We start from the raw sequence: 17108 nt of genomic DNA, 5'->3' as shown, positions 1-17108 counted from the left end.
TACAACCACAATATTCACTTTATTAATGCTATGTTTAAATAGATACTATATATATAGTATTTATTTTTATAAAATACAAAAACATAATTTAAGGAGACAAAATTATATCTTGTCTCCTTAAATATTAAAATTATATTTTAAAATATTACTAAACAATAAATTTCAAGTATGATATAAATTAATTATACTGTAACATCATTAACTCCATTTTCTTCCCACTTTTTAATCTCTTTTAATCTATCAATTATAGGTAAATGCTGAGTACATTCAACTTCACATTTTCCACAAGATATACACTCTTCAGCTTTTGCATCACTATTCATTGTATAATTCCAATGCCCTAATCCATAAACTAATTTTGTCATCTCTTCATCACTCTTTTTAAACATCTGCTTTTCATTATAAAAAAGCATATAAGCTGGAGTATTAATACCTTTTGGACATACCTTACAATACCCACATCCTGTACATATTTCATTCATATTTTGATTTAATCTTGTTTCAATGTCATGTATATCTTCATCTGAATAAATTCTATTTTCATCCGCAATTTTACATGCATCATCTATATCTTGCTTTTTATTAAACCCTATCAAAGATACGTTTATTTGTGGAATTCCTATATTAAATCTTAAAGCTGCTTCTATAGTACTTTCCCTATCTTTTGCTAGAAAAGAAAGCTCTTTATTGTATTTTGGAATAGTTCCACCACTTAATGGATTCATAGCTACAACACCATATCCATTATCAACAGCATACTTAGCACCTTTTAGTCTATATGGAAAGTTTAATATATTGATTCCCATAGTTACACCTTCAAACTTATTTTCATCGAGGATATCTATAACTTCATCACCTGGTTGATGTGATGAGAATACTATATGGTCTATCAATCCTTCTTCTTTACATTTTAATAATCCTTCATATTGACCCCCAGGTTTCATAGCTAGTTCATAATGCTCCATCTTTCTAATATTCCAAACATGATAAAAATTTATTTTAGATACGCCTAATCGTTCTATTGACTTTTTTACTGCTGTTATGGCTTTTTCTGATGTATCGCATACTTTCGGTTTTTCTTTAGTTGATACATAAAAATCGGTCTTACCTTCATCTATCATTTGTCTAAAAGCTAGTCCAAATATATCTTCACTTCTGTCATCACAATATCCTGGTGCTGTATCGAAATAATTAATACCTTTTTCATATGCGTATTTAACTAAATCAGCATTTTCTTGGTTGCTTTTCTCTAAATCAAACCTTAATCCTCCATAACCAACTACTGAAACCATTTTCCCCGTCTTGCCATATTCAACGTATCTCATTATAAATTCCTCCTTAGATATATTAAGACTTAATTTCTTTATAAAAAATATTATACCATAAATATTTTTTATAAATTATTTATGGTATAATATTTTTTTTATAAATTATAATTTTTTACAATTGACCTTTTCTAATCAAATTAAAAGCTATAAAAAGGTTCAATATGAACTATTACTTGAGCATTTTCATTAATCTCTTCTTGTATTTGTTTCTCGATTTTATGTGTTAAAGCATGAGATTGCTCTATACTTATAAATGGGTCAACCATTACATGCATATCAATATATATAGAACTTTTACTTCCCCTACTTCTGATATTGTGAACATCTCTTACTTCATTAAATTCAAACACAATTTCTCTTATATAATCCTCATCTACAGCTACTCTATCTACTAAGATTCCAATAGATGGTCTAAATATCCCATAAGCTGAGTAAATTATAAATGCAGAAATAATAATAGGAACTATAGATTCTATTATTACTGGAAAACCTAATTTTACACCAACTAAAGTAATCAATACTCCTAAAGATACAAAAATATCACTTCTTGTATGCAATGAATCTGAAATCAAAACATAACTATTTAATTTAGTTCCAATCCTATATTCATATATACAGACAAAAATATTTATAAAAAGTGTAATGATTAGAGCAATTAGACTTTCTATAGTTATAGAAGGTGTAATTGGATTGGATATTCTTGATACTGCACTAAGAATTATCTTAATCGCTATAACAAATAACATACCACTAATAAATAAGCTAGTTATAATTTCGAATTTTTTATGTCCATAAGGATGATTTTTATCTTTTGGCTTAGATGCAAAGAAAATGCCTATGATACCTACTATATTTGATGCTCCATCTGACAGAGAATGGAATCCATCAGCTGTCATACTATAACTTTTGATTTGATTACCAATAATGATTTTTAATAACGCTACTGCAAAATTAGCAAATAAAATTATCCATAATACTTGCTTCACTTTCTTATAATTATCCATAATAATCTACCTCCTCCCTCCGATTTAATCGAAAAAAGACTATGTATCAATATTAATTAACTAGACAATAAAATTGTATATAAGCACATTTACTATATTTATATTCAAAATTGGTTGTACTTGTTCACTCAATTTGAAACTTAATTATAAATAAAAAGTACTTTTATAATTTTGATACAAATAAAAATAAGTTATAGATAATATATAAAATATTATCTATAACTTAAAGTTTTGATATAAACTATTAATTTTTTATACTAATCCTTCTTTAACTAAGAATGAATGAGCAACATCTTCTGGTGATTTACCAAGTTCATCAACTTGATAGTTAAGTTCTCTCATAGTTTCTTCATTTATTTTACCTGAAAGCATATTCATTACTTTTTCTAAATCAGGATATTTCTTTAAAGTATCTTCTCTTACTAATGGAGCTGCATAATATGGTACAAAGAAGTTTTTATCATCTTCTAATATCTTAAGATTGAACTTTTTAATAAGACCATCAGTTAAGAATGCATCTATAACTTGAGATTCATTATTATCTAAAGCTGTATATCTTAAACTTCCATTCATTGCTTTTACATCTTTGAATTTTAAGCCATAATCTCTAGCAATTCCTATAAGACCATCTTCTCTATTTTCAAACTCTAGAGTTGGTGAGAAAGTAAGGTCTTTACTATATTTAGTTAAATCAGATATAGTGCTTATTCCATACTTATCAGCAGTCTCAGGCATCATGGCTAATGTGTAAGTATTATTGAACCCAAGAGGGTCAAGTAAAGTTAACTGATTTTCTTTTTCCATAGTATCTTTTACAACCTTATATGCTTCATCAGCATCTTTAATTGGAGCATGTTTCATTACATTTACCAAAAGTGTACCTGTATAGTCTACATACATATCTAGCTCTCCAGACTTAATTGCATTAAATGCAACAGACGAACCACCTAGATTTAAATTCTTCTTAACTTTAAGATTTGTATTTTTTTCTATTAATTCAGCAAAAACATTACCAAGTATAAGTTGTTCTGTATAATCTTTAGAACCAATAGTTATTGTATCTTTCTTTCCTGAAAAACTTGAACTAAAAACAACAAACAACATTGAAACTACAACTACAACAGATATTACTTTAAGTGCTATATAATTTTTCTTTGGTACTTTTGGATTTAATCCTTTTGGAGTAACTGCAACTTCAATTTTACTAAATAAATAATCAACTAGTAGTGCAATTATACATGATGGAATTGCACCTGCCAAAATCATATTATTGTTTACAGTTTGAACACCTGAAAATACTAAATATCCTAAACCACCTGCACCTATAAACGCCGCAAGAGTCATCAAACCAACAGCTGTAACTGCAGAGATTCTAACCCCACCCATTATTATAGGAAGCGCTAAAGGAAATTGTATTTTAAATAAGGTCTGATTTCTTGTAAGACCAATCCCTTTAGCCGATTCTAATACCACTGGGTCAATACTGGTTATACCTATATACGTATTTTTTACAATTGGCAGTAATGAGTAAACTACTACCATAAATATGGCTGGTCTACTTCCTATCCCAAGTATGGGTACAAGAAGACCCAAAAGTGCCATAGATGGAACTGCTTGGACTAAGTTTACAAATCCAAGTATTATTTTTCTAAGAGATGAGACTCTTGAAATAATGATTCCAAGAGGAACCCCAACTATTATAGCTATCAGAATAGATGTAACTGTTAAACTCATATGTTGTATTAAAAGCTCTATAATCTTATCTTTTTGTAATAGTATAAAGTTTAAAAAATTATCCAAGGACACTCACCTCCATTTCTAGGAATTGTTCACTTAAAACAGAAAGTAAACTACTTCTAGTAATTAGCCCTACAAGTTTATTCTCATCAGAAATAACCGGAATATATCCAACCGAATTACGATTCATTACATTCAGTATCTCAACTAAATTATCGCCTTCATTTACATGTAAAGGCTCTCTTGACATAATATCAGAAAGTAATATTGATTTATCATTAATGTCTTTCATATCCTTTACAGTAACAATGCCTTTTAATGTTTTAGCTCTGTCTATAATTAGTAAACTGTCAACCTTACTTGTTCTCATAATTTCTATCCCTTGAGTTACAGTTCTCGTTGAAGTAACGGCAATAGGATTTTTTATCATAATATCTCTTGCTTTTATATATTCTGGATTATCCCAAACTCTATCTTCTCCAATAAAATCTTTTACAAAATCATTTGCAGGTTTTCTAAGTATATTTTCTGGAGTATCATATTGTGCTACTCTTCCATCCTTCATAATACAAATTTTATCAGCTATCTTTAAAGCCTCATCCATATCATGAGTTACAAATATTATAGTTTTTTTCAATTCATCTTGAAGAGAAAATAATTGCTCTTGTAAAGATGTCCTTGTTATTGGATCTAACGCACTAAAAGGCTCATCCATTAATATTATTTCAGCATCAGTCGCAATGGCCCTTGCAACACCAATTCTTTGTTGTTGACCACCACTAAGTTCTGAAGGATACTTATTTAAAAAATCATCACTATTAAGACCTACCATCTCAAGTAGTTGCAATGTTCTTTTCTCAATTTCTTCAACGGACTTTTCCTTTTTTAGGCGTGGAATTAACTCTATATTTTCTTTTATTGTAAGGTGAGGAAATAGGCCTGTGTTCTGTATAACATATCCTATTTTTCTTCTAAGCTCTATTTCATTTTCCTGAGAAATTGGTTTGCCATTAATATATATTTCACCAGATGTAGGTTTTATTAATTTGTTTATAAGCTTCAAAGTTGTAGTCTTCCCACAACCACTTGAACCAATCAAAACTACCAGTGTACCTGTTTCTACAGTTAGAGAAATATCATCTAATATAACATTATTTCCTATCTTCTTGGTCACATTTCTTATTTCTATCATAATTTATCATCCCCTCTATCGACAAGCAACCTTCACCAATGCTATAAGTTGTTTTTTTAATTATATCATATTATTCGCTTTATGTAAACTAAGTACAACTTTTAGGTCAATATATGTCTGAATATTGCTACAGATGCAACGTATTTATGTATTATATAATCTAAAAAACAAAAAAAGAATAAAAATATTCATAAAATAACATAAGAGGGTCTTAAAATGAATGTTTCAGTTCATGATGTACTCTTTTTTGTATGAAATCAAATGTATTTTCATCATTTAACAATAAAAAAGAGGCTTATCTCTATTTTGAGATAGCCTATTAATTTATTTAAATAAAAAATTATGGTTGAATACTATCCATATACTCAAATAATGTAATATCTTTATAAGTTTCTTTTTTATCACTTAAGTTTGAAATTGTAACTCCCAATAACCGAATTTGTTTTCTATTCATCTCAACATTTCTTAATAAATTATCTACACAACTTCTTATATCATTATATTCATCAATATAATGTTCTACGCTAAGGCTTCTAGTTATCTGTGTGAAATCCTCATATTTAATTTTTAATGTAAGTGTCTTTCCAAATTTTTCAGAGTTTTTTAATCTATGACATACCTCTTCACAAAGTTCATCAAGGATATTGCGTGTTTCTTCTTCATCAATATCCAAATTATGACTTAATGTAGTCTCAGCTCCAACAGATTTTCTAACTCTATTTGGCTCTACAGGTCTATCATCTATTCCTCTTGCAAATTTATACAATTCATAACCTTTTTTCTTGAATATATTTTCAAGTTCAAATAAATTTAAACACCTTAAATCGTATCCTGTTTTTATACCTAAATTTTTAAGAGTATTTGAAGTGACTTTTCCAACACCAAAAAATTTATTTACAGGTAATTTATCTAAAAATTCTTGAGCATTTTTTTCATTTATTACAGTCAACCCATTGGGCTTTTTTAAATCTGATGCAATTTTAGCAAGAAACTTATTGTACGAAACACCAGCTGAAGAAGTAAGACCAACTTCTCTAAGTATATCTCTTTTTATTTGCTTTGCTAACTCAATTGATGAATCAATATTTTTTTTATTTTTTGTTACATCTAAGTAAGCTTCATCTAAAGACAACGGCTCTACCAAATCAGTATATCTATAAAATATGTCTCTTATTTGATTTGATACATTTTTATACACTTCAAATCTAGGCCTTATAAAAACTGCATAAGGACATCTATTATAAGCTACAGCTGATGGCATAGCTGAATGTACGCCAAATTTTCTAGCTTCATAAGAACAGGTTGCAACTACACCTCTACTTTGTGGATTTCCACCAACAATAACAGGTCTTCCTTTTAATTTTTTATTATCTCTTTGTTCTATAGATGCATAAAAAGCATCCATATCTATATGAATTATTTTTCTATGAAGTTCCATCCTTATCACCTTTTAAAATATAAACATATTAATTTTATTTAGATTACTTTTTAATTATACCAAACTTATGTTTCTTTATGCTCTTTTTTTTATAATTCTCTTTATAGATTGACATTTTCCATATATAAAGCATCCTATAATCAACCAATTTAATATAATTTATAAAAAATCCTTAAAAACACTTGCAAAAACTATATAAAAGCTTTACAATAGGTATTCCAAGGAACTAAATTTAAAATTCCTTATGGATAACAGTATATATATTAATTTAAATGGGATGTTTTAAAAACAAAAGACTGCCTTATATAAGACAGCCTACTGATTTTATTATAATTGTAATGGACTGCTCAAACTATTACTTTAAAACAGCCCATATTTTTTTATATAATTTTAGCTATAGTAAAGATTTTGTGAAGGATACTCTGGGTCACAAGTTACATCTATACCAAGTTTTCTAAATGTTTGTTCATCATCTCTATTTAGTATAGTAGTAGAATGAGCTTGACACCCTTTTAATAGTGCCAATTTTTCCATAGCAAATTGTGCAGTTGGATTAGTTACAGCACAAATGCTAAGTGCAGTTAAAACCTCTTGGCAACTAAGTGACACATTTCTACTAGCTAAAGTTTTTGTTTTTAAATTTATAATAGGTTCTAATATTACAGGTGATATTAAGTGCATATCATCAGATATATTAGCTAAGTGTTTAATTGCATTTAATATTGCAGCTGCTGTTCCATTCATTAAGTCAGAACCCTTACCAGTTAATATTGTTCCATCCTCTAACTCTAATGCTACTACAGGGCAAGTATCATTTTTATCAGCATTTTCTTTTAATTTATTACTGTAATTTCTAGCAGGTAAGACAACTTTTCTATCTTCTGGCTTTAAGTTAAGTTCTTCCATAATCATTTTCATTCTATCATAGGCACCCTTATCAACTTGTCCTTTTTTATATTCACAAGCAGTTTTAAAGTATCTTCTTATTATTTCTTCTATAGATGCTCTTCTTATTACTTCATCATCTATTATTCCAAATCCAACTCTATTGACACCCATATCAGTCGGAGATTGGAAAATTGATTCTTTTCCAGTTATCTTTTCTATTATTTTCTTAAGCACTGGGAATAATTCTAAGTCTCTATTGTAGTTTACTGACATTTCACCATAAGTTTCAAGATGGAATGAGTCTATCATATTTACATCTTTTAAATCAACCGTAGCTGCTTCATAAGCTATATTTAAAGGATGCTTCACAGGTACATTCCAAACTGGGAATGTCTCAAACTTAGAATATCCAACTACATTTCCTCTTTTGTTTTCATGATATAACTGGCTTAAACAAGTACCAAGTTTTCCACTATTAGGACCTGGCGCTGTTACTACTACTATTGGTTTTGTAGTTTCTATATACTCATTTGCCCCATACCCTTCATCACTAACTATAGTCTCAACATCTGACGGATATCCCTTTGTTGGATAATGCTTATAGACTTTAATTCCTCTACGTTCCAATTTATTTATAAATACAGTTGTAGCAGGTTGTCCTTCAAATCTAGTAATTACTACACTGTTTACATCTAACTCGTAACCTCTTAAATCATCTATTAATCTTAAAACTTCCATATCATAAGTGATACCAAAGTCTCCTCTTATTTTATTTCTTTCTATATCTCCTGCATATACACAGATTACAACTTCAACTTTTTCTTTCATATGTTGTAGCACTTTTATTTTTGCATTTTCATCAAATCCTGGAAGCACTCTTTTTGCATGAAGGTCTCCCATCAATTTTCCTCCAAACTCTAAATAAAGCTTGTCAAAATTGTTTACTCTTTCTAAGATATATTTAGACTGCTCTTCTAAATATTTTTTGTGGTCAAATCCTACTTTCATCTTAACACCTCACTAAATTAAATTTCTTATTGATAACAGTATATTTATATATATTTTTTTAGTAAAACATCTTATAAAAAAATGTTAATACTTTTTCACTCAAAGTAATATTATACAATTAAGATTAATTTTTTTCAAGATAGTTTTATTGTAATTTAGATATACCTATATAACTAATAAAATAAGAATATTATATTCTACATATCTAAATATAATATTCTCACCTTATCATTAATTTATTTCAATATTCTCATATATCTTTTATTCTAAGTTCAATACTTTTCTAATATCTTCTATTCCTTGATAAACTTCTTGTTTAGAGAAATTCATAGCCTCTAATTCTTCATCAGTTTTTTCCATAAGCATAGTATAAAATTCTATTGCTATATACTGCATATTTTCAGTATTCACAGTGTTAGCCTTATCGAATAAAATCTCTTCTGCTTCATTCACTTTTCCTTGAAAAACTAGTCGTTTCAATGTTATAAGTATAACTTCTTCTTCTGTATTATACACTAAATCTTTTTCTTCATATTCACTGTATTTTTTTCCCAATAAAAGTCTTGCGACCATAAGTTTTATCTCATTGAAAATCTTATCCACTATAGCCATTTTTACATCTCCTATAAATAAAATTTATTTTCTTTTTAATTATATCAGACTTTATAGTAAAAATTATTATATGTAAATGAAATAATTCAAAAATAGATTTTAAACATAAAAAAAAGAAGGTAGCGGGGGATTTCCGACTACCTTCAAACACTAGATTGTGATTGGTTTGGTATTTTACTTATACCCACCATAAGCTTCGTTAAATCATCTAAATTGATTTTTCTAGCATCCACATCCTCCATCAAAAACGTCACCGCATTCACAAAGTATTAATAATACTATTAAGAAAGGTATCCATGCACATAAGTCCATCTCAGCCCAACAGTCTTGGAATGCTAAGAATAAGAAGAATAATATTATTATCCACCAAGCACATCCGCCAAATCCGCCTTCACCAAAAAATCTATCCAACATAATATGTTACCTCCTAGTAATTTTGTATGTGGAGTTTCAGCTCCTAAAATATACTATGTTTAAGGGGTAATATTTGCTAATGATTTTTTAAAATTTTTTTAGAGATTTTCTCAAAAAAATTATTGGCTTACACTCAATACCTTGCCATCACTATTGATGACTACATCTCCATCAGAAGTCAAAAATGTTTTTATATTCAGTTTTTCTAATATTTTTAAGACATCCTCTTCTGGAGCTTTTTTCTCTGAACAAGTTATAACAGCATATTCTGGGGATATAGAGTCTAAAAATGCTTCAGTTAATTTGTCATATCTCCCATGATGAGGGATTTTAACAAAATCATATTTCAAAGTATTTTCACTTATAAATTCTGCCAACCTTTTTTCCTCTGCATCTCCTGCAAACAAAAATTTGTGTTCTCCATAATTTATACTAGTCATTATTGAGTAATCATTTGAACCCTCATACTCACTTTTTGAAGCTGGTTGTATACTTATTTCTGCATTACTGATTACAATATTCATTTTTTCCTTAAGCACTACTGGTTCTACATCAGCTTTTTTAAGTGAATCAATATACTCATCATATTGTTTACTGTCTTTCTTATAATTTGCTTGTATCAGATTCTTTACTTTGACACTAGATAGTACACTATCGACTCCACCTATATGGTCCTTATCTAAATGAGTTAAAATCAAATAATCAAGTGTGTTTATTTCTTTTTCTTTTAATTTATCGACTATTTGTTTTCCATTTTTATCTTCTCCTGTATCAATCATTATGACTTTATCACCTATCTCAATTAGTATACAGTCTGACTTACCAGTGCTTAGTATAGTAGTCTTAAATGCAGTATTTTTTGTGCTACTCTTAATATTATTTTGACTTACACTATTTTTGTCACTCTTTAAATAAGATTCACTTGTTGATTTTATCTTACCATTAGTAGTTACATTTACTACAATCAATAATATTGCAATTACAGATAATGTAGTAACAAAAAACATGATGTCTCTTAATATTATTCTCTTCATCCAAAGTCTCCTATAAATTTTATTTATTTCATATTTATAGTATAACAATCCTGACTTAGTAAAATACACATATAAACAGGGCAAATTCTAGGCATATTTGTGGCATTAAAAAAAAGAACAATATAGTTATAAACTGTACTGCTCTTTTTATAAAAATTAAGTCTATCTTTCTAAAGTTACATCTTCAAATTCTTTAATTTTATCATTAGATAAAACACTTTTTTTAGTTGATTGTCCATTTTTTCTATCAAAGGTATTCTTAGCTTTAGCACCTGATAAAAACTTACCAGCTCCATTAATACAACCTTCTTCACACATCATTCCTTCTATAAAATTACCTTCTAATCTATTCAATTTAGCCATTGTCATTGTTTTTTTAATTTGTCTTGGACCAGATACTTTTATAGGTTCAAAATCAAAACTAATTCCCTTCTCAGTAATATAGTTCTGTATTGATTTAGTAAGACCTCCAGATGCTCCAAATCCTCTTCCAAAAATTGACCCATCATTTATATCTTCATTCGAACATTTTGATAAATCTATATTAAATGATTCAAATAATGCCATTAACTCTTCAAAAGTAAGCACATAATCTACTGCATCTTTTAAGTATGTCTCTGTTGCCTCACTCTTTTTGGCTGTACATGGTCCTATAAATACAACTTTAGCATCAGAATCAAATTTTTTTACTAATCTTCCTGTTGCTATCATAGGAGATACTGTAGATGATATTTTATCTTTTTCATCAGGGAACATCTTCTCTATGTACTTAAAAAATCCAGGGCAACATGAATTTGTCATGTAATCATCTCCAGATTTTATTCTCTCAATAAATTCATTACTTTCATGAACTGTAACCGCATCTGCCCCACAAGAAGCTTCTATCATATCTACAAACCCCAACGACTTTATAGCATTTTTTAACTGTCCATATGTAATATTGCTATCAATTTGACCTGTTATAGCTGGAGCTACTATTGCATACATATTTTCCTTCTTTGCAAGTTTTTTTGCAACAGGTGCTATCAAACTTTTGTCAGATATTGCTCCAAATGGACATGCTGACATACAAGCTCCACAATTTATACAATTATCTTCATGTATCATGGCTTTCATAGTATTTCTATTAAAATCCAATGCTCCTGTTGGACAGACACTCTTACAAGGTCTTACAACTTCAGATATAGCATCGTATTGGCATGAACTTTTACACATTCCACAAGCTTTGCATAAATCATGATTTATATATGCTCTTCCATTTATGTAAGAAATTGCCCCAAACTTACATGCTTCTTTACATCTATGAGCTAGACAACCTCTACAAAGTTCTGTAACTGTAAATTCATTTATTGGGCATCTATCACATGCTGCTTCTACTATATATATAATTTGCTCATCCGTATCTAAATTAACTAAATCAGGATTTATATCTCCATATTTACTATTTGGTGTTAAACTTAATGCAAGTTGTGCTCTTTCAAGAACTACTTCTCTCTCCTTATAGACACAGCATCTATATCTTGCTTTTTCTCCTTTAATTATTTCATATGGAATTTTTTCTATATTTTCTTTTGTTAATTTTTCTTCAATCGCTAATCTTGCTACTGCCGTTAAAACTTCATGCTTCAACCTTTTTAGTTGCGTTTCGAACTCAAACATAAGTAATCCTCCCCATAAATCACATCTTTTTCGCTATATTTCTACTATTATGTATATTGTATTTTTATTTATTTCCATAAATTATTATAACACAGGCATATACTTTGTTAAGTTATATACAAAATATTATATATGTAATTTTTATTTTAAGTGCATATAGTTTTTGTTTTAAATTACTAAATAACCAAATATATAAATAAAAATAGAGTTGTCCAAAAGTTAAACTGCAACTTAGAACAACTCTATTAATTATATGTATTTCTCTTTTTATTTTTCTAAATTTATTTTACTAAAATCTTTTATCTTTGTATTTGCTAAAACACTCTTCTTAGTTGATTGAGAATTTTTTCTATCAAAAGTGGCTTTAACCTTTGCACCTGATAAGAACTTACCAGAACCATTTATACATCCACCTTCACACATCATTCCTTCTATAAAATTACCTTCTAATTTTCCTAAATTAGCCATAGTCATAGTTTTCTTGATTTCTCTTGAACCAGAAATCTTTACAGGTTCAAAATTAACACCTATACCTTTTTCAGCAAGATAATTCTCTATAGCTTTTGTAAGACCACCAGCAGCTCCAAAACCTCTTCCAAATATTGACGCATCATCTATATCTTCATTTGAACACTTAGCTAAGTCTATATCAAATGCTTCAAATAATGCCATTATTTCTTCAAAAGTCAGTACATAATCCACTGCTCCTTTTAATTCTTTCTTAGCTGCCTCACTTTTTTTAGCTGTACATGGTCCTATAAATACAACTTTAGCATCTGGCTCAAAACTTTTTATAAATCTTCCACTAGCTATCATAGGGGATACTGTAGAAGATATTTTCCCTACATGATTTGGGAATGTCTTTTCTATGTAACCAACAAATCCTGGACAGCAAGAATTTGTCATAAAAGCTTCTCCTTTTTCCATTCTTTCAGCAAACTCTAAACTTTCATGAACTGTAACTGCATCTGCTCCACAAGCTGCTTCTAATACATCGACAAATCCTAATGATTTTATAGCATTCTTTATTTGACCATATGTAACATTTGCTTCAACTTGACCTGTTATAGCAGGAGCTACTACTGCATACATTTTTTCGTTTTGAACTAATTTTCTAGCTACAGGAGCTATCAAACTTTTATCAGATATTGCTCCAAATGGGCATGCTGACATACATGCACCACAGTTTAAACACTTATCTTCATGTATCATAGCTTTCATATTCTCTCTATCAAATCCTAAGGCATTAGTTGGGCATACACTCTTGCATGGTCTAACAACCTCTGAGATGGCATCATATTGACAAGCTTTTTTACACATTCCACAAGCCTTACATAATTCATGATTTATGTAAGCCATTCCTCCGACGTGTGTTATAGCACCAAATTTACAAGCTTCTTTGCATCTATGTGCTAGACAGCCTCTGCAAATATCAGTTACTGTGAATTCATTTATTGGACAACTATCACATGCAGCCTCCAAAATATATATAATTTGTTCATCTTCTCCTATATCCATTGTATCTAAATCTATCTTATCTTGACCTGGCTCTAATCCCATACTTACATTTACTCTCTCAGATATTATAGCTCTTTCTTTATAAACACAGCATCTGTATGTAGGTTTCTCACCTTTTATTATTTCATATTGAATATTATCCATTGCTTCTCTTGTAAGGTTATCATCTTTTCCAAGTCTAGCTATTGCAGTTAAAACATCATGTCTTAATTTGTGTATTTGTGTTTCAAATTGAAACATTTTAATACCACCCCCGTAAATGATTTTATACGATACCATTATAACATAATATTTCCTTTTATTAATATATACATAAAATATTATATGTTTAAATTTTATTTTATCGAATATATACAATGTTTTTTCATTTGATTATATAATAATATTGATATTTCTGAAATTTCACTATTTTTATTTCAAATTTTTAATCGAATATATAATATTTTTTATTATAAAATTTAATTCCACTTTTTACTCACATTCCTTTTTATTACATTTTTTGATATTAAATTTATTCCTTATATTCATATTTTTGTACGATTTTATACTGCTTATTTTTGCATCATTTAACAATTTTTTTTAAATTCTAAAATTAATTAATCTTTTTAAAAATTTTATTTGCTTTTATTTTAAATTTATGCTATATTAATAGAACAGACTTATTTTTTTAGTTTGTATTTTTTAATAAAGCGGAGGTTTTCTTATAATGAAAAACGGAATAGTAAAATGGTTTAACAATGAAAAAGGATTTGGATTCATATCTGTAGAGGGAGAAGACGATGTTTTCGTACATTTCTCAGCTATACAAAATGATGGATACAAAACTTTAGAAGAAGGCGAAAAGGTTAGCTTTGATATAACTCAAGGTAATAGAGGACCTCAAGCTGAAAACGTGAATAGAATATAATTATTTAATTTAAATATATATATTTTAGAAAAGGAGCTATAGTAGGCTCTTTTTTGTTGTTCATTATACTTATAATACATTACAAAAACAAGAAGTTACTTTAAAAAAGACAATTCAAAACATCTTTTTAAAATAACTTCTTTTATTATAATATATTACTATCAAAAACTACTCTATTTAATTTTATCAGATATTATTAAGCATAACTCTCTCAATATTTTACAGGCTATAACTGTTGATACACCTGTAATATCATAATCAGGACTTAACTCTACAATATCACAACCAACGATATTTATATTAGAGTTTTTTATGATTCTAAAAACTTCTTGAAATTCTCTATAATTTATACCACCAGGTTCTGGTGTACCTGTTCCTGGAAATACAGATGCATCTAGTATATCTAAATCTACAGTTAAATAAACATTCTTTCCATTCAACATATTAATTATATTTTCAAAAGTGTTTATTCCTCCAATTTCCATATATGTATGCTTTTGTTCTGTCGCAAACTTAAATTCTTCTTTTGTACCAGACCTTATACCAAATTGAAATATTTTATTATCTCCTACAACATCCCATATCCTTTTAATTACTGTTGCATGAGAAGTTTTGCTATTATTATACTCTTCTCTTAAATCTGCATGAGCATCAAAATGAATTACATATATATCATTATACTTTTCATACACTGCTTTAAAAGCTGGTAGTGTAACTAAATGCTCTCCTCCAATCATAAATGGAACTTTTGAATCTCTAACAATCTTAGATGTTTCTATATATATTTCTTCTAATACCTTTTCTGTACTTCCTACACTTATTTCTAAGTCTCCATAATCACATATACTGTAATCTTCCAAGTCCAAATCTAAAAACGGGCTATACGTTTCAAGGCCATAAAATTCTTTTCTCATAGAACCACTTGCAAATCTAGCTCCTGGTCTATTTGAAGTAGTTCCATCGAATCCAACACCAAATACTATAAGATTAGATTCTTCATAATTTTTGTCCATACTCATAAAGGTATTCATGTAATAGAAATTATTGTTCATCTAACATCTCCTTTACGTATTGAGGTAACATAAATGAACCTAAATGTATATTACTATTATAATATTTAGTTTTTAAATTTAATTTTTCCCATCCATCCCTATCTTGATTTTTTATTGGACTAAATTTTTTCGAAGCAAAACCAAACAACCAATGACCAGATGGGTATGTTGGTATATGTGCTTGATAGACTTCAGATATTGGAAATATCTCTTTTAACTTCTTATTAGCTCTTTTCATTTCCCTAGCATTAAAATCAAAATAAGGACTTTCACTTTGATTTACCAAAATTCCATCATCACTCAGTATTCTATGGCAATCTCTATAAAAATCAGTTGAAAAAAGACCTTCTCCTGGTCCTATTGGGTCAGTTGAATCTACTATTATCAAATCATAAGATTTATCAGAGGCACATTTAACAAAATTAACACCATCTTCAAAATATAAATTTACTCTTTCATCATCTAATTTGCATGAACATATATCCATATACTCTTTAGATACATCTACAACCATTTTATCTATTTCGACCATATCAATCTTTTCTATTTGTGGATAACGGCTTAATTCTCTTACAGTTCCGCCATCACCCCCACCTATTACTAATACTTTTTTTATGTTTAAATTTGTAGACATAGGAACATGAGTTATCATCTCATGGTATATAAATTCATCTTTATCTGTTACCATCATTAACCCATCTATTGTTAGAAACTTTCCAAATTCATCACTCTCAAATACATCTATTCTCTGAAATTGAGACTTCCCCTCAAACAAATGTTTATTTACTTTTATAGAAAATCTTACATTCTCTGTCCATTCTTCTGTATACCAAAGTTCCATATAATAATCCTCACTTTCTCTCATATATTCTGCATTTATACTGCTTCTGGTTTATGAGTAATCTTACCTAAATCTTTTTTTGAATATTTTTTTATTTTTGTAGTCAAACCTCTTGGAATTTCTGTAGACTCACTTCTTTCTGACTTTAAAAGCTGTTCTAACAATTCAAAACTTTTCCATGGGTCTATATCACCACAAGTGAAAAAATCCGCTGCTGCATAACCATATTCAGGCCAAGTATGTATTGTTAAATGAGATTCTGCAATTATAACGGCACCTGAAACACCCCAAGGATTAAAATGGTGAAATACAGAATCAACGATTGTAGCCTTTGCATTTAATGCTGAATCATTCATAAAATTTTCTATAAGACGTGGGTCTTTGAGTACATTCTCATCACAATTATAATATTCTACTAGTATATGTCTTCCTAGTGTTTCAAATTTCATTTCAATCCCAACTCCTCTACATATTTA

15 protein-coding genes are annotated in these 17108 nt (G+C 28.7%); 1 reads left to right on the top strand and 14 read right to left on the bottom strand.

All coding sequences use genetic code 11. The annotated features are described in order from the left end of the window. Nucleotides 1–182 precede the first annotated feature (182 nt). The 11 genes from ACTG45_RS05115 to ACTG45_RS05065 all read right to left on the bottom strand — a co-directional run bounded on the left by ACTG45_RS05115 (nucleotide 183) and on the right by ACTG45_RS05065 (nucleotide 14072). The gene (locus tag ACTG45_RS05115; protein WP_021383748.1) at nucleotides 183–1325 is read right to left on the bottom strand and encodes an aldo/keto reductase; all 1143 of its coding nucleotides are present in this window, start codon (nucleotides 1323–1325) and stop codon (nucleotides 183–185) included. A 140-nt stretch (nucleotides 1326–1465) separates the two neighbouring features. Further along, the gene (locus ACTG45_RS05110) at nucleotides 1466–2332 is read right to left on the bottom strand and encodes a cation diffusion facilitator family transporter (protein WP_021383688.1); all 867 of its coding nucleotides are present in this window, start codon (nucleotides 2330–2332) and stop codon (nucleotides 1466–1468) included. Nucleotides 2333–2584: 252 nt separating this feature from the next. Then, nucleotides 2585–4132: an ABC transporter permease/substrate-binding protein gene (locus ACTG45_RS05105; protein ID WP_479919952.1), complete on the bottom strand. Its 1548-nt coding sequence runs from the start codon at nucleotides 4130–4132 to the stop codon at nucleotides 2585–2587. Next, nucleotides 4125–5261 carry an ABC transporter ATP-binding protein gene (locus tag ACTG45_RS05100; RefSeq protein ID WP_479919951.1) on the bottom strand — a complete coding sequence of 379 codons (1137 nt, stop codon included), beginning with the start codon at nucleotides 5259–5261 and terminating at the stop codon, nucleotides 4125–4127. The genes ACTG45_RS05105 and ACTG45_RS05100 overlap by 8 nt, the downstream gene beginning before the upstream one ends. 340 nt (nucleotides 5262–5601) lie before the next feature. Continuing rightward, on the bottom strand, nucleotides 5602–6699 hold the full coding sequence (dinB, locus tag ACTG45_RS05095; RefSeq protein WP_021383701.1) for a DNA polymerase IV: 1098 nt from the start codon (nucleotides 6697–6699) through the stop codon (nucleotides 5602–5604). A gap of 390 nt (nucleotides 6700–7089) precedes the next feature. Then, entirely contained in the window at nucleotides 7090–8595 is a 1506-nt protein-coding gene (locus ACTG45_RS05090) for a DUF1846 domain-containing protein (protein WP_021383690.1), read from the bottom strand. 261 nt (nucleotides 8596–8856) lie between these two features. Then, nucleotides 8857–9207, bottom strand: coding sequence for a DUF6483 family protein (locus tag ACTG45_RS05085; protein ID WP_021383697.1), 351 nt, complete (start codon nucleotides 9205–9207; stop codon nucleotides 8857–8859). 222 nt (nucleotides 9208–9429) lie between these two features. After that, on the bottom strand, nucleotides 9430–9621 hold the full coding sequence (locus tag ACTG45_RS05080; protein ID WP_021383686.1) for a hypothetical protein: 192 nt from the start codon (nucleotides 9619–9621) through the stop codon (nucleotides 9430–9432). 119 nt (nucleotides 9622–9740) lie between these two features. Further along, complete coding sequence (blaAHM, locus tag ACTG45_RS05075) at nucleotides 9741–10655, bottom strand: AHM family subclass B3-like metallo-beta-lactamase (RefSeq protein ID WP_021383692.1); 915 nt, start codon at nucleotides 10653–10655, stop codon at nucleotides 9741–9743. Nucleotides 10656–10817: 162 nt separating this feature from the next. Continuing rightward, complete coding sequence (locus tag ACTG45_RS05070) at nucleotides 10818–12314, bottom strand: 4Fe-4S dicluster domain-containing protein (RefSeq protein WP_021383683.1); 1497 nt, start codon at nucleotides 12312–12314, stop codon at nucleotides 10818–10820. Between the two features lie 267 nt (nucleotides 12315–12581). Continuing rightward, the gene (locus tag ACTG45_RS05065; protein WP_479918300.1) at nucleotides 12582–14072 is read right to left on the bottom strand and encodes a 4Fe-4S dicluster domain-containing protein; all 1491 of its coding nucleotides are present in this window, start codon (nucleotides 14070–14072) and stop codon (nucleotides 12582–12584) included. A gap of 466 nt (nucleotides 14073–14538) precedes the next feature. Between ACTG45_RS05065 and ACTG45_RS05060 the strand changes: the two genes are divergently transcribed. Beyond that, nucleotides 14539–14739 (top strand): cold-shock protein, encoded by a 201-nt coding sequence (locus ACTG45_RS05060; RefSeq protein WP_003418660.1) that lies wholly within the window; start codon nucleotides 14539–14541, stop codon nucleotides 14737–14739. Nucleotides 14740–14912: 173 nt separating this feature from the next. On the opposite strand, the gene speB is transcribed toward ACTG45_RS05060, so the two are convergent. From speB to speD, 3 genes are read right to left on the bottom strand one after another with little or no spacing between them, the layout of a single operon-like run. After that, entirely contained in the window at nucleotides 14913–15791 is an 879-nt protein-coding gene (speB, locus tag ACTG45_RS05055; protein WP_479919950.1) for an agmatinase, read from the bottom strand. Further along, complete coding sequence (gene speE, locus ACTG45_RS05050) at nucleotides 15781–16632, bottom strand: polyamine aminopropyltransferase (protein ID WP_479919949.1); 852 nt, start codon at nucleotides 16630–16632, stop codon at nucleotides 15781–15783. The genes speB and speE overlap by 11 nt, the downstream gene beginning before the upstream one ends. A gap of 35 nt (nucleotides 16633–16667) precedes the next feature. After that, nucleotides 16668–17081 carry an adenosylmethionine decarboxylase gene (gene speD, locus ACTG45_RS05045; protein ID WP_003418655.1) on the bottom strand — a complete coding sequence of 138 codons (414 nt, stop codon included), beginning with the start codon at nucleotides 17079–17081 and terminating at the stop codon, nucleotides 16668–16670. Between the last annotated feature and the right edge of the window lie 27 nt (nucleotides 17082–17108).

It is taken from the genome of Clostridioides sp. LIBA-7602 (assembly GCF_056688945.1).
Note: the sequence above shows the minus strand (reverse complement) of the source record. Positions and strands in the feature narration are given on the sequence as shown.

Coding starts and splice junctions, on each gene's coding strand:
- ACTG45_RS05115 (WP_021383748.1), bottom strand. CDS start 1,325: ATGAGATACGTTGAATATGGCAAGACGGGGAAAATGGTTTCAGTAGTT.
- ACTG45_RS05110 (WP_021383688.1), bottom strand. CDS start 2,332: ATGGATAATTATAAGAAAGTGAAGCAAGTATTATGGATAATTTTATTT.
- ACTG45_RS05100 (WP_479919951.1), bottom strand. CDS start 5,261: ATGATAGAAATAAGAAATGTGACCAAGAAGATAGGAAATAATGTTATA.
- dinB (WP_021383701.1), bottom strand. CDS start 6,699: ATGGAACTTCATAGAAAAATAATTCATATAGATATGGATGCTTTTTAT.
- ACTG45_RS05090 (WP_021383690.1), bottom strand. CDS start 8,595: ATGAAAGTAGGATTTGACCACAAAAAATATTTAGAAGAGCAGTCTAAA.
- ACTG45_RS05085 (WP_021383697.1), bottom strand. CDS start 9,207: ATGGCTATAGTGGATAAGATTTTCAATGAGATAAAACTTATGGTCGCA.
- ACTG45_RS05080 (WP_021383686.1), bottom strand. CDS start 9,621: ATGTTGGATAGATTTTTTGGTGAAGGCGGATTTGGCGGATGTGCTTGG.
- blaAHM (WP_021383692.1), bottom strand. CDS start 10,655: ATGAAGAGAATAATATTAAGAGACATCATGTTTTTTGTTACTACATTA.
- ACTG45_RS05070 (WP_021383683.1), bottom strand. CDS start 12,314: ATGTTTGAGTTCGAAACGCAACTAAAAAGGTTGAAGCATGAAGTTTTA.
- ACTG45_RS05065 (WP_479918300.1), bottom strand. CDS start 14,072: ATGTTTCAATTTGAAACACAAATACACAAATTAAGACATGATGTTTTA.
- ACTG45_RS05060 (WP_003418660.1), top strand. CDS start 14,539: ATGAAAAACGGAATAGTAAAATGGTTTAACAATGAAAAAGGATTTGGA.
- speB (WP_479919950.1), bottom strand. CDS start 15,791: ATGAACAATAATTTCTATTACATGAATACCTTTATGAGTATGGACAAA.
- speE (WP_479919949.1), bottom strand. CDS start 16,632: ATGGAACTTTGGTATACAGAAGAATGGACAGAGAATGTAAGATTTTCT.
- speD (WP_003418655.1), bottom strand. CDS start 17,081: ATGAAATTTGAAACACTAGGAAGACATATACTAGTAGAATATTATAAT.